The sequence below is a fragment of the Serratia sp. H1w genome (assembly GCF_000633355.1).
In the GTDB taxonomy this organism is placed as follows: domain Bacteria; phylum Pseudomonadota; class Gammaproteobacteria; order Enterobacterales; family Enterobacteriaceae; genus Chania.
On the sequence record NZ_AYMQ01000003.1, the window covers coordinates 1 to 21,127 of the forward strand.

Sequence of the window (21,127 nt, forward strand, 5' to 3'; positions counted from 1 at the left end):
GCTTAACAGAGTATCTACGGAGTACCACATAACCTATCAACGACGCCGGACAGCTCCCTCGCCCTGTGGGAGAGGGTTGGGGTGAGGGGAAAACGTGTCACCTTAGCGGCTAAGTACGATAATTGATAAACGACTATTTTTTACCCAACTCCGTGATTGCGATCATAGTTCTGCATTCTGCTGCTTTTCAATGGAACCGGTTCCATTTACCGTAAATACCTCAGTTACGGTGGTGGACTTGCCACCTCAGGAGCCCGATATGAAGCAACAGATTATTGTAGTGACCAGCGCCTACGGCAACGATAAGGTTCAGCAGCTAGGTGGGCAGGCGGCGTTATTGCCCCTTATCGCCCAAGCCGGTGCAGAAGGCGTGGAAATCCGCCGTGAACTGCTTTCCCCGCAGGAATTGGACGATCTGCCAGCCTTGGCGCAGGCCCTGCAACAGCACCAACTGTCCGCTGTGTATTCCGCTCCTGAGTCACTGTTTACGCCACAAAATAGCCTGAACCCGAACCTGCCAGCCTTTTTGGCAGAGGCGAAGATCCTGCAAGCCAGCCGTCTCAAACTTGCTTTAGGCCACTATAAGCCAGGCTTTGACTTCACCGAGTTAAAAATAGCGCTGGGACAATCCGCCACTCAACTAGTGGTCGAGAACGACCAGACGCCAGACTGCGGCATCCTGTCGCAGCTGAATGCCTTCTTCCACGCGGCGCAAGCAAGCCAATTGCCGGTCGGCATGACCTTCGATATGGCCAACTGGCATTGGGTAGGGCAAGACGCCTTGGCCGCCGCCGATCTGCTGGCCAAACACGTCGGCTATATTCATGTTAAGGCCGCAACCCTTGGCCCACGCGGCTGGCGTGCCATTGCCCTGGATGATACCGACGGCAGTTGGCGCGATCTGCTGGCCCGTCTGCCACAGGACGTCCCACGCGGCATCGAGTTCCCGTTACAAGGCAACGATCTGGAGGCGATTACCCGCCACTATGTGGATGTATTACGTGGGGAGCAGGCATGATGACAACGCAAAATCCTTTAGATGTCGTCACTCTGGGCGAAGCCATGGCGATGTTTGTCGCGGCGCAAACCGGCGATTTGGCCGAGGTGGAGACCTTTACCAAACGCATCGCCGGTGCTGAGCTGAACGTAGCGATTGGGCTGGCTCGCTTGGGCCTGAACGTGGGCTGGGTCAGCCGGGTAGGCAATGACTCCTTTGGCCATTTTACCCTGCAACAACTGGCAAAAGAAGGGATAAACGCCAGCAGAGTCACCGTCGATAGTCATTACCCAACCGGTTTTCAGCTGAAATCTAAGAACACCGATGGTACCGATCCCAGTGTGGAGTATTTCCGCAAAGGTTCCGCAGCCAGCCATCTGTCCACCGCCGATTTTGATCGCGACTATTTCGCCGGGGCACGTCACCTGCACCTGAGCGGCGTGGCCGCAGCCCTTTCCACCCAATCGCTGGAACTGTGCCATTTCGCCGCCGCCGAGATGCGTGCCCTGGGCAAAACCATTTCCTTCGATCCAAACCTGCGCCCGGTACTGTGGTCTAGCCGCGAGCTGATGATCGAACAGCTCAATAAGCTGGCCTGCGCTGCCGACTGGGTGTTGCCTGGGTTAAAAGAGGGCCAGATCCTGACCGGGCAATCCACCGCAGAAGGCATCGCCGATTTCTATCTGGAACGTGGCGTACAGGCTGTCATTATCAAAACCGGGCCAGAAGGTGCCTGGTTTAAAACCGCCGCGGGCGACCAGGCTGCTGTTCCGGCGGTGAAAGTCGCCAACGTGGTAGATACCGTCGGGGCTGGAGACGGCTTCGCCGTGGGGACGCTAAGCGCCCTGCTGGAAGGCAAAACGCTGCTCCAGGCGGTACAACGCGGCAACAAGATCGGTTCGCTGGCCATCCAGGCCATTGGCGATAGCGAAGGGCTGCCAACCCGCGCCACACTGGCTGAATAATCATTTGCTCCAAAGAGCGCCCACCTCTGGCCCTACAACCGAGGCACGCCGGGAGAGCACAAGCCCCAGCAGATGGCTACTAGCCGCCGCTGGCAAAAAGACTCCACTGAAGGGATCTGAACATGAGTAAAGCAACTATTGCGGCTAAACGCTGGTGGTACATCATGCCCATCGTGTTTATCACCTACAGCCTGGCCTATCTGGATCGCGCCAACTTTAGCTTTGCCTCTGCCGCCGGGATTAACGACGATCTCGGCATCACCAAAGGGATGTCATCCCTGCTGGGCGCGCTGTTTTTCCTCGGCTATTTTTTCTTCCAAATTCCCGGCGCAATTTACGCCGAACGCCGCAGCGTCAAGAAACTGATTTTCTGGTGCCTGATCCTGTGGGGAGGCTGCGCTTCGCTGACCGGTATGGTCAGCAATATCCCAATGCTGGCAGCGATCCGTTTTATCCTCGGCGTGGTAGAGGCGGCGGTAATGCCCGCAATGCTGATTTATATCAGCAACTGGTTTACCAAGTCTGAACGCTCCCGCGCCAACACTTTCCTGATCCTCGGTAACCCGGTCACGGTGTTGTGGATGTCGGTGGTCTCCGGCTACCTGATCCATGCCTTTGGCTGGCGTGAAATGTTTATCTTCGAAGGGATCCCTGCCGTGATTTGGGCCTTCTGTTGGTGGGTGCTGGTCAAAGACAAACCATCACAGGTGGGCTGGCTGAGCGACCAGGAGAAGCAGGCGCTGCAACAGCAGCTGGCTGAAGAACAAAAAGGCATCAAGGCCGTGCGTAACTACGGCGAGGCCTTCCGTTCCCGTAACGTGATCCTGCTTTGCATGCAATATTTTGCCTGGAGCATCGGCGTGTATGGCTTCGTGCTGTGGCTGCCTTCGATCCTGCGCAGCGGTATGCAGATGGGGATGGTGGAAGCGGGTTGGCTGTCGTCGGTGCCTTATCTGGCCGCCACCATCGCGATGATCGTGGTTTCCTGGGCATCGGACAAGATGCAGAACCGCAAGCTGTTCGTCTGGCCGCTGTTGCTGATCGGTGCGCTGGCATTCTTCGCTTCTTACGCGATTGGCCCGAACCACTTCTGGATCTCTTATGGTCTGCTGGTGGTAGCCGGTGCGGCAATGTACGCACCTTATGGTCCATTCTTTGCCATCATCCCGGAGATGCTGCCAAGAAACGTCGCCGGAGGCGCCATGGCGCTGATTAACAGCATGGGCGCACTGGGTTCCTTCTTCGGTTCGTGGTTTGTCGGCTATCTGAATGGAGCAACCAGCAGCCCGGCGGCTTCCTATATGTTTATGGCTATTGCACTGCTGGCCTCGGTGGGACTGACGCTGATCGTCAAACCTGCACGCAACGAAGCTCAGCCACAGGTGGCCTGATGTTGCTGAGTGAGGGGCTCCGCCCTTCACTCACTCTGCAATATGTTATGTTGATTATCTCGTTCGCCAGATGGAGTTTTTGATGAAGCCTTCAATTGTGTTGTACAAAAGTATGCCCAGCGACCTGCGCGCACGGCTGGATCAGCACTTCACCGTGCACGCCTTTGACGGTCTGCAACCCGATAACGCCGCCTTCGAGCAGGCGCTGCAACAGGCCGAAGGTATCCTGGGTTCCGGTGGCAAGATTGATGAAGCCTTTTTGCAGCGTGCGCCCAAACTGCGTGCGGCTTCCACCGTCTCCGTGGGTTACGACAACTTTGACGTCGCTGCGCTCAACGCCCACCAGGTGTTGTTGATGCATACTCCAACCGTGCTGACCGAAACCGTGGCCGATACCATCATGAGCCTGGTGTTGGCCACCGCGCGCCGGGTCGTCGAAGTGGCCGAGCGGGTAAAAGCGGGGGAATGGCAGGGCAGCATTGGGCCTGACTGGTATGGCGTAGACGTGCATCATAAAACCATCGGCATCCTGGGCATGGGCCGCATCGGCCTGGCACTGGCGCAGCGTGCGCACTTTGGCTTTGGCATGTCGGTGCTGTACAACGCGCGTCGCACGCATGAAGAGGCAGAACAGCGCTTTAATGCACGCCGTTGCGATCTTGATACGTTGCTGGCCGAGTCGGACTTCCTGTGTATTACGCTGCCACTCACCGAGCAAACCTTCCATCTGATTGGCCGTGAACAGCTGGCGAAGATGAAGCAGAGCGGTATTCTGATCAACGCGGGGCGTGGACCGGTGGTGAATGAGCAGGCGCTAATCGAAGCCTTACAGGACGGCTCCATTCACGCCGCCGGGTTGGACGTGTTCGAGCAGGAGCCGGTCGCAGTCGATTCACCGCTGCTGAAAATGGCCAACGTGGTCGCATTGCCGCATATCGGTTCTGCCACCCATGAGACTCGCTACGGCATGGCCGCATGCGCCGTAGATAATCTGATTACCGCTCTGACCGGCACAGTAACCGAAAACTGCGTTAACCCGCAGTTGCTGAAGAAGTAATTCTCATTAGATGCAATGTCAGTTAAGGCTGCCAATCTCCCCTCACCCCAGCCCTCTCCCACTGTACTGACCAAGTACCTCGTGGGTAACTGCTTGGGGAGAGGGGGCTAGCCCGGAGCCGCGGTCAAGCTCCCCCCTCCCCCTGCGCCCCCAAATTTCCGCCCCAGGATGAGGCGATTTTTTCTCCATCCAGCAAACTAGGCTACCCTACGATAAAAACGCTTCCTGCCACGAGTAAGGAGAGCCATGAAACGTCTGACCCTGCCCCTGCTGATGCTGCTTTCACCCGCAGCGCTGGCCAACTGGACGCTGCAAAGCTTCCCGGCCTTCAGCGAATCCACCAGCGGTGTGTTTACCAGCCAGGCTACGCTGGCCAAAGGCCAGTTGCCGTTGCAGCTATATCAGAACCAACAATGCTGGCAGCCCAGCGTTGCTGTGAAGCTGAACCAGGCTTTGTCGCTGCAACCCTGTAGCAATAGCGCGCCCGTCAGTTGGCGACTGTTTCGCGATGGCGATTACCAGGTGCGTATCGACACCCGCAGCGGTACGCCAACCTTGCAGCTCAGCCTGAAAGCCGAACCGGAAAAAACCGTGGCTGCCGTTGCCCGCACCTGCCAGCGTTGGGATGGTCAACCGATCACCATCGCGGTGAAAGACACCTTTGCCGAAGGCGAAACGGTGCGTGATTTTTATTCCGGCCAGACTGCCAAGGTCATTCAAGGGCAGGTTACCCTGCAACCCGCCCCCACCAGCGGTGGGCTGTTACTGCTGGAGTCAGTCAATCCACCGCAGCAAGCCGCCTTCAACTGGCACAACGCCACGGTCTATTTTGTGCTGACCGACCGTTTTGAAAACGGTGATCCGGCCAACGATCACAGCTATGGCCGTCACGGCGACGGTATGCAGGAAATTGGCACGTTTCACGGCGGCGATCTCGCCGGATTGACGCAAAAGCTCGATTATCTGCAGCAGCTCGGGGTCAACGCGCTATGGATCAGTTCCCCACTGGAGCAAATCCACGGTTGGGTCGGTGGTGGCACCAAAGGGGATTTCCCACATTACGCCTATCACGGTTACTACCATCTGGACTGGACCAAGCTCGATGCCAATATGGGCAACGAGCAGGATCTGCGTAACCTGGTAGAACAAGCGCATCAACGCGGGATCCGCATCCTGTTTGACGTGGTGGTCAACCACGTCGGCTATGCCACGCTCACCGATATGCAGCAGTTTCAGTTTGGCTCGCTGTACCTGAAGGGCGATGAAGCCGAAAAAACTCTCGGCAAAAACTGGGGCGATTGGCAACCAGGACCAGGCCAGAGCTGGCACAGCTTTAACGACTACATCAACTTCAGCGATAAAGCAGGCTGGAGCCAATGGTGGGGGAAAAACTGGATCCGCACCGATATCGGCGATTACGATTCGCCAGGCTTTGACGATCTGACCATGTCATTGGCCTTCCTTCCGGACATCAAAACTGAAGCGCCCGGAGCCAGCGGCCTGCCCCTGTTCTTCCGCCACAAGCCCGATACCGCCGCGCGCGAAATCCCAGGTGCTACCACCCGCGATTATCTGGCAACCTGGCTCAGCCAATGGGTGCGCGACTACGGCATTGATGGCTTCCGCGTCGATACCGCCAAACACGTCGATAAACCCACGCTGGACCTGCTAAAGCAGCGAGCCACCGAAGCGCTGGCCGAGTGGAAAGCGGCCAACCCCAAACAGGCGTTGGACAATGCACCGTTCTGGATGACCGGTGAGGCCTGGGGCCATGGGGTGATGAAAAGCGATTATTACCAACATGGCTTCGATGCGATGATCAACTTTGATTTTCAAGATCAGGCCGCGCAAGCGCTGGGATGTTTTTCCAATATCGATAGCACCTATCAACAGATGGCGGACAAGCTACAGGGCTTCAACGTACTGAGCTATATTTCCTCGCACGATACTCGCCTGTTCTTTGCCAGCGATGCCAAAGGCTCTCTGCCTTTACAACAGCGTGCAGCAGACCTGCTGCTGTTGGCACCCGGCGCAGTGCAGATTTACTACGGTGATGAGAGCGGCCGCCCGTTTGGCCCTACCGGTTCCGATCCCCTGCAAGGCACCCGTTCGGATATGAACTGGGGTGAACTGCAAGGAGCCAAAGCACCGTTGCTGGCACACTGGCAGCGGTTAGGTCAGTTCCGTGAACGCCATCCGGCAATCGGTGCCGGTACGCAGCAATCTCAGCAAACGGCTCATTACTATGCCTTTAGTCGCCAGCATGAGGGGGACAAGGTGATGGTGGTGTGGGCTGGCGATCGGTCACAATAATTCAGCAAATTATGCTGTTAAATCCCCGCCAGGCGACATCTATGCCCGGCGGGTGAAAACTCTAGCGCATTGCACCCGCTTTTATCTGGCGGTATGGTGGGCGCCTACTCGCTCACAACCATATTGCAGCAGCTATGAATTTTTCACTTTTCGGCGACAAATTTACCCGTTATGCGGGCATCACCCGTTTGATGAACGATCTGAATGAAGGCCTGCGCACGCCCGGTGCCATCATGCTCGGCGGCGGTAATCCGGCGCAAATCCCAGAGATGGACAGCTACTTCAAACAGCTATGCCAGGAGATGCTCGATCAAGGTAAGCTGACCGAGGCATTGTGCAACTACGACGGCCCGCAAGGCAAAGACGCCCTGCTGAAAGCGCTGGCTAAAATGCTGCAGGAAGAACTCGGCTGGCAGATCGAACCACAGAATATTGCACTGACAAATGGCAGCCAGAGCGCGTTTTTCTACTTGTTCAACCTGTTTGCTGGCCGCTACGCCGACGGTAGCCGCCGCCGCGTCCTGTTCCCACTGGCACCAGAATATATTGGCTATGCCGATTCCGGGCTGGATGAGGGGCTGTTCGTCTCTGCCAAGCCTAATATCGAACTATTGCCAGATGGCCAGTTCAAATATCACGTCGATTTTGAGCATCTGAACATCGGTGACGACATCGGCATGATCTGCGTGTCACGCCCTACCAACCCCACCGGCAACGTGATCACCGATGAAGAGCTGATGAAGCTCGATCTGTTGGCGCAACAGCGTGATATCCCGCTGGTGATCGACAACGCCTACGGCGTGCCGTTCCCCGGCATTATTTTCAGCGAAGCCACGCCGCTATGGAACCCGAATATCATCCTGTGTATGAGCCTGTCCAAGCTGGGCCTGCCTGGTTCACGCTGTGGCATCGTAATCGCCGATGAGAAGGTCATCACCGCGCTGACCAATATGAACGGCATTATCAGCCTGTCACCGGGCAGCATTGGCCCGGCGCTGGCCACAGAGATGATTGAACGTGGCGATCTGCTGCGTTTATCCAATGAAGTGATCCGTCCGTTCTACAAACAGCGGGTCGAACAGACCATCGGCATTATTCGTCGTTACCTGTCGCCAGAACGCTGCCTGATCCATAAACCAGAAGGGGCTATCTTCCTCTGGCTGTGGTTCAAGGATCTGCCCATCACCACCGAGCTGCTGTACCAACGGCTGAAAAAGCGCGGCGTGCTGATGGTGCCAGGCCACTACTTCTTCCCGGGGCTGGAACATGAATGGCCGCATACGCATCAATGCATGCGCATGAACTATGTACCGGATCCGGAAGATATTGAGCGTGGCGTGATGATCCTGGCGGAAGAGGTTGAGCGCGCGCACCAGGAAGGATAAATCTGAAGAGCAAACGGGCGCAGCATGCAGCGCCCCTACGTGTGAGACCAGCGAAGGTTTGTCAGTAGTCTCACGGGCTCCGCAAGCGGAGCCCGTTTTTGTTGGCTACATCGCCCAGAACAGCACCGCCAACAGCTGCGGTGACATAATGCGCAGGAACATCGCCAACGGATAGACCGTGGCATAAGACAGCGCCGCAGCGCCGCTGGTAGGGTGCAGGCCGTTGGCAAAGGCCAACGCCGGGGGATCGGTCATTGAGCCCGCCAGCATGCCGGAGAGCGTCAGGTAGTTCATCTTACCCACTACCCGAGCCAGAATACCTACGCTGATCAGCGGTATGAAGGTGATGAGTGCCCCGTAACCAACCCACGCCAGCCCATCGCCATGCAGCAGGGTATCGACAAAGTTGCCACCCGACTTCAGGCCAACCACGGCCAGGAACAGCACGATACCCAGTTCACGTAGCGCCAGGTTGGCACTTGGCGGCATAAACCAGTACAGCTTGCCGATGCTGCCAATACGCCCCAGGATCAGCGCCACCACCAGCGGACCACCGGCTAATCCCAACCGCAATGCTGCCGGGAAGCCGGGAATAAACAACGGGATAGAACCCAACAGCACCCCAAGGCCAATGCCAATAAATACCGGCAGCATCTGCACCTGTTGCAGCTTCTGCTGGGCGTTGCCGACAATCGCCGCCACCGCCTCAATGGATTCTGGACGCCCTACCAGATTGAGGATATCCCCGAACTGCAGCGTAACATTGCTGCCAGCCACCAGCTCTACCCCGGCACGGTTGAGGCGCGAGACCACCACGTCGTACTTCTGCTTGAGATCCAGCTCGCGGATTTTTTTGCCCAACACTTTCTCGTTGGTCACTACCGCACGGACAACTTGCAGCGAGGTTCCGCGAGTGGAGAGTGAGACGTCCACTTCCTCGCCAATCACCAGCCGGGCGTTTTCCAGCTTTTCGCGCTTGCCGACCAGGTGCAGGAAATCCCCCAGTTCCAGCGTCTCATGCGGGGCGGGTACCATCAGTAAATCACCCCGTTTCAGGCGCGAACAGATGATGTCATCACTGTTGAGCAGCGGCACATTCTTGATCGCCATGCCTTGCAGATTGGGGTTACGCACCGCCACGTTCATGGTTTGCAGCAGTTCGCGATTGTTCCCCAGGCTTTCCTCGAATGCCTGCGCTTCCCGATCGATATTGATGCGGAAGAACAGCCGGATCAGCCACATCACCAGCAGAATGCCGCAGATACCGAACGGATAGGCCATGGCATAGCCCATCCCCATACGATTAACCAGTGCCGGATCGGAACCCAGATCGGTGAGTATCTGCTGCCCGGCCCCGAGCGCCGGGGTGTTGGTGACCGCACCGGAGAATACGCCGAGAATGATCGGCAACGGCACGGCAAAGAGCTTGTGAACAATCGCCGCCACCACGCCGCCCACCAGCACCAGCAGAATGGCGAAACCATTGAGCTTGAGGCCGGAAACGCGCAGGGACGAGAAGAAACCAGGGCCAACCTGGATACCGATGGTGTAAACAAACAGGATTAGACCGAACTCCTGAATAAAGTGCAGCATGTCGCCGTTGAGTGTGATCTGGTAAGTCTGTGCAAAGTGCCCGACGATGATGCCGCCGAACAAGACGCCGCCTATCCCTAAACCCACGCCATACACTTTCCAGTTGCCGATCCATAACCCGAGAATAGCCACCAACGCCAACATGCTGACGGTCAGGGCGATATCACTCATACGTCACATCCTTACCTAAAGTTTAACAATCGGTATGCAACTAAACACCTGCAATTATTAGGGATTCTGACATAAGGCGCGGGGGGGTAATGTGGGGTACAGCACAGAATGCAACGGGGGAGGCCCGAATGGACCTCCCCCGCAAGTTTTTGTTTTTTTTCAGCCGGTTATTTGGCTTCCAGCTCCGCAGTTGCAGTGCTGCCGATGCGGATGCGCTGTGGCTGCAAAGCTTCCGGTACGTTGCGTACCAGATCGATGTGCAGCAAGCCATTTTCAAACTTGGCTTCGTCGACCTGCAGGTGCTCTGCCAGGGTAAAGGTCAGGCTGAATTCTTTGCACACTAACCCCTGATGCAGATACTCCACCTGTTTTTCCGGCGGTGTCGGTTTGCCACGCACGGTCAGGCGTGGGCCTTCCACTTCAATATCCAGTTCGCTTTGTTTGAACCCGGCCAGCGCCAGGGAAATGCGATAGTGGTTGTCGTCGCTTTTCTCAATGTTGTATGGCGGGAACCCTTGTGGCTCCTGGCCTCCCATTGAGCTGGCCAGTTTGTCAAAACCGATCCATTGACGCAGCAGTGGGGATAAATCGTAGTTACGCATAATAGTAATCTCCTTCCAAGAAGCGAGGTTTAAAGTTTGCCCCCTGACGGCAGGCAGAGTGATGAAACAACGATTACTTAATTTCGATCCGACGCGGCTTTAATGTTTCCGGCACCACGCGTTGCATATCGATATACAGCAGGCCGTTTTCCAGTTTGGCGCCTCTAATTTGAATATGTTCGGCCAGCTGGAATTTGCGTTCAAAATTACGCTCGGCAATACCTTGATATAAATAGGTTCTTTCAGCAGGTTCATGGGTGTGAGCCCCGCGCACAATCAACAGATTATCTTGCGTGGTGATCTCCAGTTCCTGCTCGGCAAACCCGGCAACCGCGATGGCAATGCGGTAATGATTCTCATCAACCAGTTCAATATTGTACGGAGGATAACCCCCGTTACCCTGGCTTTGGCCAGACTCAAGAGCGTTGAACAGGCGATCAAAACCGATCGCGGAACGGTACAGCGGGGAAAGATCAAAGTTGCGCATAAAACAGCCTCCTAAGGCACTTTAGCGAGGTTGATAATAAAGCCTTCCATCATGGACAGGCTGAGCGGCCAGAATTCCCTTACGGCAAATTCTTAATTTGGCCTTGTAAAGAAGATGGGGTTTGCTTTCCGCTTTTCAACTGACGATGATCAAATAATTGCTAATGGAAACGGCGAAAATTTGTTTATCACATACACTCAAAGTGAGAGAGCCGCCACAGTGCGGAGATTTGCAACTTTCAATGCTTTGGCTGGATGTTATAACTCAGCAAATTTCAGGGGAAGTGCACCCTCAGGATGGATGAATGAAACCACTCAAAAGAATGATAGCAACCGGCTGCCTGCTGCTGAGCGCGAATGGCTGCTCCAGCGTAGCCAGTCACACCGGGGCCGATCAGGGCTATTACTCCGGTACGCGTGCCAATGTGGACATGATGAAAAGCGATGATACCAGTTGGGCCATGATACCTCTGCTGGCGATCGATCTCCCCCTGTCGGCGGCGATGGACACCATTTTGCTACCTTACGACTACCTGCGCTCAGGCAGCGATAAGATGGCAGCCTCACCCAAAGCCCGTATCCAGCATGATGAAGAGCAGAATCTGGCTGCCAGCGGCAATCCAGGCCAGGGCATGACAACCTCGCCAGCACCAACCCGGCTGTAGTTAAACCGCCACCACAAAAATCTGGCTGAACCCAGCCACTTCGCGCATAAAGGCCAGCTGTTGGCCATCCGGTGAGAACACCACGGCGTCCCCCATTGGGGGTTGCGCAGTTCGCCTGGTCAGACGCTGCATATTGCCGTTTGCGATATCGCACAGCATCACGCTGTTATCACACACCAGTGCAATCTTGCCACCTTGCGGATGCCAGCTGAATGCCGACTGGATGCTGTGTTCCGCCTGCGTGATCTGGAGCACTTCGCCACCGTTGGGGGAAATAGTCCACAGTTGCACAATGCCGCGATCGTCCTTCATCAGGAAAGCAATGGCGCTGCCGTCTGGCGAACTGCGTAACCAGTGGCGTGGCGTAGTGGCAACTCCTGGGTAGCGGCGCTGGCTGGTATGGGTCAACCTCCGTTGTTGAACCCCCAGCGGCGGTGCCGGTAAGGTAGTGGCCGTTCCCTGCAAGGGAACATCCCCGGCTTTGGCATAGTCGGCGTCATTTTCCGGCAAATCTACCACAAACACTTCCGGCAGTTTTTCCCCCTGCGGCGAAAGGGTATCGCCAATAAACGCCAACGCCCAACGCTGGCGGCTACCATCGGGTTTGCTATAGCCTTGCAGGCCAATCCAGCCCTCTTCGTAAGCCCGATTGATTTGATCGCTGCCCGGCTGCGGGGTTGGCGTCGTTGAGCTGACCAGAACGCAGAAGTGACTGCCGTCATATTCACGCGGGTGCTGCTTAGGCGGATTCACGCCCTGCAACGGCACCGCGACACCGACATTGCGCAAATCCAGTGCCGGATCGAACTCGTGCATCACATGGTCGTTATAGGTGAAGCTCAAGCGGCTGGCATCCGGGCTGAAGACATGCACGTGGGTGCCGCCACGCAGCGCGCCTGGGGTATAGGGAGGGGTAATATCCAATGCATCGAGGGTAATCGCCAGTTCACGATCCGGCTCGCTGACGATCACGCCACGGCGATGGTGGAAATCATAATGCCAGTGGCTGTCCGGATGTTCCGGCCCATGGATAAACACATAACGCGCTGGCGCATCCGGGCTCACCGTCACTACGCCAACATGAGCACCCTGCTGCGCCCGATAAACCACTTCCACCAAGCCGCTGGCAACGTTCACCCGCTCAATGCTCAGGCCGGTAAAGGATGCGCCGCTTGGCCGTACATCATACGCCAACCATTGGCTGCACGGCGTCCAGACGTTAATGTTGGTGAGTTGATGACCTCGTGGATCAAAAGTCAGCTGTCGTTCCTGATGGCTCATGGCGGCTCCTGTATACCGGCTGGCATAGAACCGCCATAGTACCCGATCGGCCTGGCTGTTTCACATCACCCAGCTTTTGCCAACCGTTGGTATTCGGCTTTCGCCTTTTGCAGTTGTTCGACAAAAGCAGGCTCGGCGTGTAAACGTGCCACGATAGCGGAAGCCACTACGCGCGCGGCCGTAACGTCACTCTGCCAGTGGTAACCACAGATCACCCGGCTTTGCCCCATCTCATAGCCCCGCTTGAGGATCTCACCCTGGCGGGCGGGATTGATCTCCGTCAGCACCAGCGCGGTAGCCCAGCCAATGGTGGTATGGCCGGAAGGATAGGAGCCATTTTTTGACAGTGTACTTTGTTCATCTGGGCGGCAGGTATCCTCTTGGTAAAAAGCAAAAGGCCGAATGCGCATATAATGTTCTTTAGCGCTACGAGTTGCCAAATCACCGGCATCCTCACGCATTTTGGTAACCAGCCGATATATTTCCGGGGTTTTATCCTGAGTTATTTCCATACCAAATGCGCCAGAAAATGCCATTGGCACACCGTCACCACTCACATGGGCATCATTATAAGCCTGTTTACCTCGCTCGGTATTTCTGAGTAATTTACCCACGTCATATTGCGCTTTGTCATTGAGAAAATCGATGCTATCAACGGCTGGAGGCGGAGGGAGTAATGTAAGGCTATCAATGGATTGTGATTCTTGCAGGAAGTAAAGATCGGGCTGCGTGGTCACGTCTTTGGCGGCAAAAGATAATTGTGTGCAGGCAATAAAGGTCAATGAGGCTAATAGGGCTTTTTTTATCTTCATATTACATCCGTATAATTGCTGTGGGTTACTTGATTATCCCTTGAATAAACGCTTAAGAAACAGGGAGCTAAAATCACTATAATAGGGTTACCCATGGCAGGCAAAAATACAGATCACAAAAATCATATTACACAAAATAACTAATCCCCCTTTCCCATAGGAAGAGGGAGCTAGTTCAGCGTCGTTAGCAGGTAATGTGGCCTACGGTGTTAAGGTCAGTTCGGGGTCAATGAGTAGCACATTCGGTCCCCTCTCCCTGTGGGAGAGGGTTAGGGTGAGGGGCGGTTTACAATACAAATTTCTCAATCGCGCGCGCTACACCGTCTTCGGTATTAGTGCTGGTCACATGCTGAGCGACTTCCTTTAATTCAGGGATCGCATTGCCCATCGCCACGCCCAATCCGGCATACTCGATCATCGCGGTATCATTAGCCTGATCGCCTAACGCCATCACGTTTTCCTGCTTGATGCCCAAATGCTCGGCCAGCATTCTGACCCCGGCACCTTTATCCACCCGCTTGTGCAGGATCTCCAGGAAGTAAGGCGCGCTTTTCATGATGGTGTAGCGTTCCCAAGCCTCTGCCGGTAAGCGAGCAATAGCACGATCCAGCAATTCTGGCTCATCAATCATCATCACCTTCGGGAAACGAATGGAGCGATCCATCTCTTCCACGCTGCGGTATTTCAATGGAATACCGGTCATGTGGGATTCATGGATGGTATATCTACCAATGTCCTTGTTCGGCGTGTACAGGGTATCAAAATCAAACGCCTGGAAATGAACGCCAAAATCGCGTGCTAATTGTTCAAAATAGAGGTAATCGTCAAAACCGAGCGTTTCTTGCAGCACGCAGGCCCCGTCCACCGCTTTCAGCACCAATGCCCCGTTATAGGTGATGCAAAAATCACCTTCACCCTGAATATCCAACTGACGCAGATAGTCCTGCACGCCAACATAAGGCCGCCCGGTAGCCAGCACCACATGCACGCCTTTAGCGCGTGCGGCAGTCAGCGCTTGCTTTACCGCTGGCGTAATCTGGTGCTGCGGATTGAGCAGCGTGCCATCCATATCAATTGCAATCAGTTCAATAACCATTCGAGCGTGTCTCCCAGTGGTTTTTTCTCATGCTAACCCGTTTCAGCTTGTCATGTTAGCGGAAAAACGGCATAAAAAAATCCGCGCGGGCGAACCGGCGCGGATTATTAATCACCCGATTAGGCGTTAGATATCGATGTTCGCCGCTTTCAGGGCGTTTTCTTCGATAAAGGCACGGCGTGGTTCCACCGCATCGCCCATCAGTGTAGTGAACAGCTGATCGGCTGCAATAGCGTCTTTCACCGCTACGCGCAGCATACGACGCTGATCGGGATCCATGGTGGTTTCCCACAATTGATCCGGGTTCATCTCACCCAACCCTTTATAACGCTGGATCGACAGACCACGGCGCGACTCTTTCACCAGCCACTCCAACGCCTGTTCGAAGCTTTCTACCGGCAGGCGGCGTTCGCCACGTTCGATATAAGCATCTTCTTCCAGCAGGCCACGCAGTTTCTCACCCAAGGTGCAGAGCCTGCGGTATTCGCCACCGCGGATAAATTCAAAGTCCAGCGGATAGTCGGTATCGACGCCGTGGGTACGGATACGCAGCACCGGTTCGAACATCTGGCGCTCACGATTCTCAATCAACACCGAACTGTAGCTGCTGCCGTGTTGTTCGTTATCGTTGAGCAATTTCACCAGCGATTCGATCCAGTTTTCCACCTTGGCGCGGTCGCCCAGATCTTCTTCGTTCAAGGTTGGCTGGTAGATCAGGTTGTTCAGCAACGCACGCGGGTAGCGGCGTTCCATCCGGCCAATCTGTTTCTGCACGGCGTAATGCTCGGCCACCAGCTTCTCTAACGGCTCACCCGCCAAGGCTGGGGCAGAACTGTTAGGGTGCAGGGTGGCGCCGTCGAGAGCAATGGAGATCTGATACTGATCCATCGCTTCGTCGTCTTTGATGTACTGCTCCTGCTTGCCTTTCTTCACCTTGTACAGCGGCGGCTGGGCAATATAGACGTGGCCACGTTCGATGATTTCCGGCATCTGACGATAGAAGAAGGTCAACAGCAGCGTACGGATGTGCGAGCCGTCGACGTCGGCATCGGTCATGATGATGATGCTGTGATAACGCAGCTTGTCCGGGTTGTATTCGTCACGGCCAATGCCGCAGCCCAGCGCGGTGATCAGCGTGGCAACTTCCTGTGAAGACAGCATCTTGTCGAAGCGGGCTTTCTCAACGTTGAGGATTTTCCCTTTCAGCGGCAAGATCGCCTGGTTCTTACGGTTACGGCCCTGTTTGGCTGAGCCGCCCGCAGAGTCCCCTTCCACCAGGTAGAGTTCGGACAACGCCGGGTCGCGTTCCTGGCAGTCCGCCAGTTTGCCTGGCAGGCCAGCCAAATCCAGCGCGCCTTTACGGCGGGTCATTTCACGTGCTTTACGCGCCGCTTCACGGGCACGGGCCGCATCGATGATTTTACCGACCACGATCTTGGCGTCCGATGGGTTTTCCATCAGGTAATCCACCAGCTTCTCGTTCATCAGCGATTCGACCGCCGTTTTCACTTCTGAAGACACCAGCTTGTCTTTGGTCTGAGAAGAGAATTTAGGGTCTGGCACTTTCACCGAAACCACGGCAATCAGACCTTCGCGCGCATCGTCGCCGGTGGCGCTGATCTTGGACTTTTTGCTGTAGCCTTCTTTATCCATGTAGGTGTTCAGGGTACGGGTCATCGCGGCACGGAAGCCGGCCAGGTGAGTCCCCCCATCACGCTGCGGGATGTTGTTGGTGAAGCAGTAGATATTTTCCTGGAAACCATCGTTCCACTGCAGCGCCACTTCCACACCGATATCGTCTTTCACGGTTGAGAAGTAGAACACCGTTGGGTGGATCGGGGTCTTGTTCTTGTTCAGGTATTCCACAAACGCCTTGATACCGCCTTCATAGTGGAAGTGGTCTTCTCTGTCGCTGCGTTTGTCTTTCAGGCGAATTGAGACGCCAGAGTTGAGGAACGACAGTTCGCGCAGGCGCTTGGCCAGGATGTCGTACTCAAACTCGGTGTTATTGGTAAAGGTCTGGTAGCTAGGCCAGAAGCGCAGGGTGGTCCCGGTCTGGTCGGTATCACCGACAACTTTCAGTGGAGCCTGCGGTTCACCATGCTTGTAGGTCTGCTCATGCACCTTGCCTTCGCGGCGGATCACCAGTTCCAGCTTCTCTGACAGGGCGTTAACAACCGAAACGCCGACGCCGTGCAGACCGCCGGAAACCTTATAGGAGTTGTCGTCAAACTTACCGCCGGCGTGCAGTACGGTCATGATGACCTGTGCCGCAGACACCCCTTCCTCTTCGTGGATACCGGTTGGGATACCACGACCATCATCCTGCACCGAGACGGAGTTGTCGGCGTGGATAGTCACCTGAATGTCGCTACAGTGGCCAGCGAGTGCTTCGTCGATAGCGTTGTCCACGACCTCGAATACCATGTGGTGCAGACCGGTGCCGTCATCAGTATCACCGATATACATGCCCGGACGCTTACGTACCGCATCCAGCCCTTTTAATACCTTGATACTTGAGGAGTCATAAGAATTCGACATCAACGTTTCTCGCTCATTTTAGTCCTGTGGTTGAACCTCTATTTTACCTTGTTCCACGCGGAACATCTTGCCCTTTTCACCCATCATGTCGGTTACTTGCTCAGCGCTTACCGCACTGACAAAAACCTGTGCCTGGGTGGCTTTCAGGCGATCGGCCAACAACCGGCGACGGCCGGTGTCCAGCTCGGAGGCAAAATCATCAATCAGATACAGGCAACGCCGCCCGCTCTGGCGGGTGAGAAACTCACCCTGCGCCAAGCGCAATGCGCACATCAGCAGTTTAAGCTGACCGCGCGATAACAAATCCTCTACCGGCGTGCCTTCGGCACGAATACGGAAATCCGCTTTATGCGGCCCCACCGCGGTATAGGTTAACGCCCTGTCGCGCTCAAACTGGCGCTCCAGCAGCTCTCCGTAGTCGCTCTCTTTGTCCCAGCCACGCTGGAAAGAGAAACTCAGGGCAAATTCGGGCAGAAACTGCGCGCAGGTCGCGGTGATATCCGCGGCAATTGCGTCGCTGTAAGCTGCCCGCCATTCGCTGATACGCTCGGCCAACGGGATCAGTTCCTGATCCCAGGCGCGGATCTGCGCATAGCGATTGACCTGGCGCAGCGCGGCATTGCGCTGCTTCAGTAACCTTTTCAGGTTGCTCCAGGCGGTGAAAAAACCGGGTTCGTTGTGAAAACAACCCCAGTCCAGGAAGGCACGCCGATACTTCGGCCCACCATTAAGCAGGGTAAATCCTTCGGGGGTGATCAACTGCATGGGCAATAGCTGTGCCAGCTCGGCCACCTTATGGCCATCGCTGCCATCGATACGCACTTTGCTGTCACCCTGACGGCTTTTACTCAGTCCTACCGATAATTCGCGCTCATTGCCGTCAATCCGGCCATGCAACACAAACTCCGGCTGATCGTGGCGGATCACTCGCCCGGCCTGCAGGCTGCGAAACGCGCGCCCATGACCAAGGGTATACACCGCCTCCAGCACGCTGGTCTTGCCGCTGCCGTTGGCCCCAACCAGGAAGTTAAACCCCGGCGCTGGTGCCAGATCGGCAGCTTCGATATTGCGGAAATCTTTAATCAGTAAACGCGTCAGAGCCATGCCATCTCTTTACCGAAACGGTATTTATAAAATTACAACCGCATTGGCATGACGACGTAGGCGGCAGACTTGCTGGCACCGTCCTCGATCTGCACGCTGGAGACGGAATCGGTCAGCAGCAGGCGCACATCTTCACACTTGAGTGCGTTCAACACGTCCAATACGTAGCTGACGTTAAAACCAATCTCCATCTCGGTGCCATCATAGCTGACATCGAGGATCTCTTCCGCCTCTTCCTGTTCAGGGTTGTTGGCGGTGATCTTGAGCTGGTTCTGGCTGACGTACAGGCGCACGCCGCGGAACTTTTCGTTCGACAGTATGGCCGCACGGGCAAACGCCTGCTTGAGCAGGTCACAGCCCGCTTCCAGCGTTTTGTCCGGATTCTTCGGCAATACGCGGCGATAATCAGGGAAACGGCCGTCAACCAGCTTGGAAGTGAAGATAAAGTCACCCACGTGAGCACGGATATTGTTACTACCGATCTGCACACGCAACGGCGTATCGCCACCGTCCAGCAGACGGACCAGCTCCATGACCCCTTTACGCGGCACGATCACCGAATGCGTAGGTAACTGCTGGCCAATCGGCATCGAGCACACCGCCAGGCGGTGGCCGTCGGTGGCCACGGTGCGCAGCTCTTCCCCTTCGGTTTCAAACAGCATACCGTTCAGGTAATAGCGCACATCCTGATGAGCCATCGAGAACTGGGTGGCTTCGATCAGGCGCTTTAGCGTCGCCTGCGGCAAGGTGAACTCGACCTCGCTCTGCCAATCATCCAGATTCGGGAAGTCTATCGCCGGCAGCGTGGACAGCGAGAAGCGGCTGCGGCCAGAACGCACCAGCAAGCGATCACCGTCAAGCATGATGGTGATCTCCGCGCCTTCCGGCAGGCCACGGCAGATATCAAAGAATTTACGTGCGGGGACGGTCGTCGCGCCCGCTTCATGGGGCTGGGACAGGGCAACGCGTGCCACCATCTCCATCTCCAGATCGGTTCCTGTCAGCAGTAGGGAACCTTCCGTCACCTGCAGCAGCAGGTTACCCAGAATTGGCAGCGTCGGGCGGCCACCCAGTGGGCTGCTCACCTGTTGCAGCGGTTTTAGCAGTTGCTCACGTTCAACGATAAATTTCATATGGGCTATGACGACAATGTTCTGATTAAATTGGAGAAATCTTCTTTGATGTCGTGACTTTCCTCACGCAACTGCTCGATTTTCCGGCAGGCGTGCAACACCGTAGTATGGTCGCGGCCACCAAACGCATCGCCGATTTCTGGCAGGCTGTGGTTGGTGAGCTCTTTTGCCAGTGCCATCGCCATCTGGCGCGGGCGGGCAACCGAGCGCGAACGCCGTTTAGACAGCAGGTCCGCGATTTTGATTTTGTAGTACTCGGCCACCGTCTTCTGGATATTGTCGATGGTGACCAGCTTTTCCTGCAATGCCAGCAGATCCCGCAGCGCTTCGCGCACGAAATCGATGGTGATGGCACGGCCAGTAAAGTTGGCGTTGGCGATCACGCGGTTCAGCGCCCCTTCGAGCTCACGCACGTTGGAACGCAGGCGTTTGGCGATAAAGAACGCCACTTCGCCCGGCAGACGGATATCGTTCTCGTCGGCCTTTTTCATCAGGATCGCGACGCGGGTTTCCAGCTCTGGCGGCTCGATCGCCACCGTCAGGCCCCAGCCGAAGCGGGATTTCAAACGATCCTCAACCCCGTTGATCTCTTTTGGATAGCGATCCGAGGTCAGGATGATCTGTTGATTACCTTCCAACAGGGCGTTAAAGGTATGGAAGAACTCTTCCTGCGAACGCTCTTTGTTGGCAAAGAATTGAATATCATCGATCAGCAACGCATCCACCGAGCGGTAGTAGCGTTTGAATTCTTCAATGGCGTTATTTTGCAGAGCCTTAACCATGTCCTGCACAAAGCGTTCCGAGTGCATATAGACCACTTTGGCATTGGCCTTACGCGCCATGATGCCGTTGCCTACCGCATGCAACAGGTGCGTTTTACCCAGGCCGGTACCGCCATACAGGAACAGTGGGTTATAAGCGCCCCCCGGATTGTCTGCCACCTGCCGCGCCGCAGCACGAGCCAGTTGGTTGGACTTACCCTCAACGAAGTTATCGAAGGTGTGCTTGGGGTTGACGTTGGAACGATAGGAAAGCTCAGGCGGCGGTGCCGCGTTGTCCCAGCTTGGGCGGGACGGTGCAGCTGTACGCACCACCGGGGCAACCGGAGCGCTGTTGTTGTGGTTGACACTGGCCATCACGGGCTGGCTGAGGGTTGGTGTCAGTGGTTTGCTACCCACTTCAAAACGCAACAGCGGCGCATCCGTACCGCAGAAATCATTCAACAGGCCATTGATATTGTTTAAGTACTTATCGCGAACCCAATCCAGCACAAAACGATTGGGCGCATACAGCGCCAGGGTATTGTCACTCAGTTCCGCCTGCAATGGGCGTATCCACATACTAAATTCTGTGGCAGGTAACTCATCCTGCAATCGGGCAAGACACTGCTGCCAAAGCGAAAGTGACACGGCGGACTCCACTCGAACAAGATCAATAAAAAGAAAAGAATCAGGCTACTTTTTTATAACTCATGATTTTTGACACACGCCCGGTATCGGCTGAAAAACCTGTAGGGTATGCGAACCGCCTTTCAC

Annotated in this window: 17 protein-coding genes; 7 read left to right on the forward strand and 10 right to left on the reverse strand. The window is 55.7% G+C overall.

Going from position 1 to position 21,127, the window contains the following annotated elements; all coding sequences use genetic code 11:
• The first annotated feature begins 259 nt into the window (after positions 1-259).
• From U869_RS0100110 to U869_RS0100135, 6 genes are all read left to right on the forward strand, one after another.
• Positions 260-1,018, forward strand: a complete 759-nt coding sequence (locus U869_RS0100110) for a sugar phosphate isomerase/epimerase (protein WP_025120933.1) — start codon at positions 260-262, stop codon at positions 1,016-1,018.
• Positions 1,015-1,962: a sugar kinase gene (locus tag U869_RS0100115; RefSeq protein WP_115650711.1), complete on the forward strand. Its 948-nt coding sequence runs from the start codon at positions 1,015-1,017 to the stop codon at positions 1,960-1,962. The genes U869_RS0100110 and U869_RS0100115 overlap by 4 nt, the downstream gene beginning before the upstream one ends.
• A gap of 122 nt (positions 1,963-2,084) precedes the next feature.
• Positions 2,085-3,353 carry an MFS transporter gene (locus U869_RS0100120; RefSeq protein WP_025120931.1) on the forward strand — a complete coding sequence of 423 codons (1,269 nt, stop codon included), beginning with the start codon at positions 2,085-2,087 and terminating at the stop codon, positions 3,351-3,353.
• Between the two features lie 82 nt (positions 3,354-3,435).
• A complete protein-coding gene (gene ghrB, locus U869_RS0100125; protein ID WP_025120930.1) occupies positions 3,436-4,410 on the forward strand; it encodes a glyoxylate/hydroxypyruvate reductase GhrB in 975 nt (324 codons plus the stop codon).
• Positions 4,411-4,656: 246 nt separating this feature from the next.
• Positions 4,657-6,723, forward strand: coding sequence for an alpha-amylase (locus U869_RS0100130; protein ID WP_025120929.1), 2,067 nt, complete (start codon positions 4,657-4,659; stop codon positions 6,721-6,723).
• Positions 6,724-6,857: 134 nt separating this feature from the next.
• Entirely contained in the window at positions 6,858-8,108 is a 1,251-nt protein-coding gene (locus U869_RS0100135) for a valine--pyruvate transaminase (RefSeq protein WP_025120928.1), read from the forward strand.
• 105 nt (positions 8,109-8,213) lie between these two features.
• On the opposite strand, the gene U869_RS0100140 is transcribed toward U869_RS0100135, so the two are convergent.
• From U869_RS0100140 to ibpA, 3 genes are all read right to left on the reverse strand, one after another.
• Complete coding sequence (locus U869_RS0100140; protein WP_025120927.1) at positions 8,214-9,872, reverse strand: putative transporter; 1,659 nt, start codon at positions 9,870-9,872, stop codon at positions 8,214-8,216.
• A gap of 167 nt (positions 9,873-10,039) precedes the next feature.
• The gene (gene ibpB / locus U869_RS0100145) at positions 10,040-10,474 is read right to left on the reverse strand and encodes a small heat shock chaperone IbpB (protein WP_025120926.1); all 435 of its coding nucleotides are present in this window, start codon (positions 10,472-10,474) and stop codon (positions 10,040-10,042) included.
• A gap of 73 nt (positions 10,475-10,547) precedes the next feature.
• Positions 10,548-10,961, reverse strand: coding sequence for a small heat shock chaperone IbpA (ibpA, locus tag U869_RS0100150; protein WP_025120925.1), 414 nt, complete (start codon positions 10,959-10,961; stop codon positions 10,548-10,550).
• 304 nt (positions 10,962-11,265) lie between these two features.
• Here ibpA and U869_RS0100155 point away from each other — a divergent pair, with 304 nt between their 5' ends.
• Positions 11,266-11,625 carry a YceK/YidQ family lipoprotein gene (locus U869_RS0100155; protein ID WP_025120924.1) on the forward strand — a complete coding sequence of 120 codons (360 nt, stop codon included), beginning with the start codon at positions 11,266-11,268 and terminating at the stop codon, positions 11,623-11,625.
• Here U869_RS0100155 and U869_RS0100160 read toward each other — a convergent pair whose 3' ends face one another.
• The 7 genes from U869_RS0100160 to dnaA form a co-directional block, all read right to left on the reverse strand.
• On the reverse strand, positions 11,626-12,906 hold the full coding sequence (locus tag U869_RS0100160) for a DUF3748 domain-containing protein (RefSeq protein ID WP_025120923.1): 1,281 nt from the start codon (positions 12,904-12,906) through the stop codon (positions 11,626-11,628).
• Positions 12,907-12,971: 65 nt separating this feature from the next.
• Positions 12,972-13,718, reverse strand: coding sequence for a phosphatase PAP2 family protein (locus tag U869_RS0100165; protein WP_029987565.1), 747 nt, complete (start codon positions 13,716-13,718; stop codon positions 12,972-12,974).
• Between the two features lie 286 nt (positions 13,719-14,004).
• Positions 14,005-14,814, reverse strand: coding sequence for a sugar-phosphatase (gene yidA / locus U869_RS0100170; protein WP_025120921.1), 810 nt, complete (start codon positions 14,812-14,814; stop codon positions 14,005-14,007).
• A 126-nt stretch (positions 14,815-14,940) separates the two neighbouring features.
• Complete coding sequence (gene gyrB / locus U869_RS0100175; protein WP_025120920.1) at positions 14,941-17,355, reverse strand: DNA topoisomerase (ATP-hydrolyzing) subunit B; 2,415 nt, start codon at positions 17,353-17,355, stop codon at positions 14,941-14,943.
• An 18-nt stretch (positions 17,356-17,373) separates the two neighbouring features.
• Entirely contained in the window at positions 17,374-18,459 is a 1,086-nt protein-coding gene (gene recF, locus U869_RS0100180; protein WP_025120919.1) for a DNA replication/repair protein RecF, read from the reverse strand.
• A gap of 32 nt (positions 18,460-18,491) precedes the next feature.
• Positions 18,492-19,592 (reverse strand): DNA polymerase III subunit beta, encoded by a 1,101-nt coding sequence (gene dnaN / locus U869_RS0100185; RefSeq protein WP_025120918.1) that lies wholly within the window; start codon positions 19,590-19,592, stop codon positions 18,492-18,494.
• 5 nt (positions 19,593-19,597) lie between these two features.
• A complete protein-coding gene (gene dnaA, locus U869_RS0100190) occupies positions 19,598-21,001 on the reverse strand; it encodes a chromosomal replication initiator protein DnaA (RefSeq protein ID WP_115650710.1) in 1,404 nt (467 codons plus the stop codon).
• Positions 21,002-21,127 lie beyond the last annotated feature (126 nt).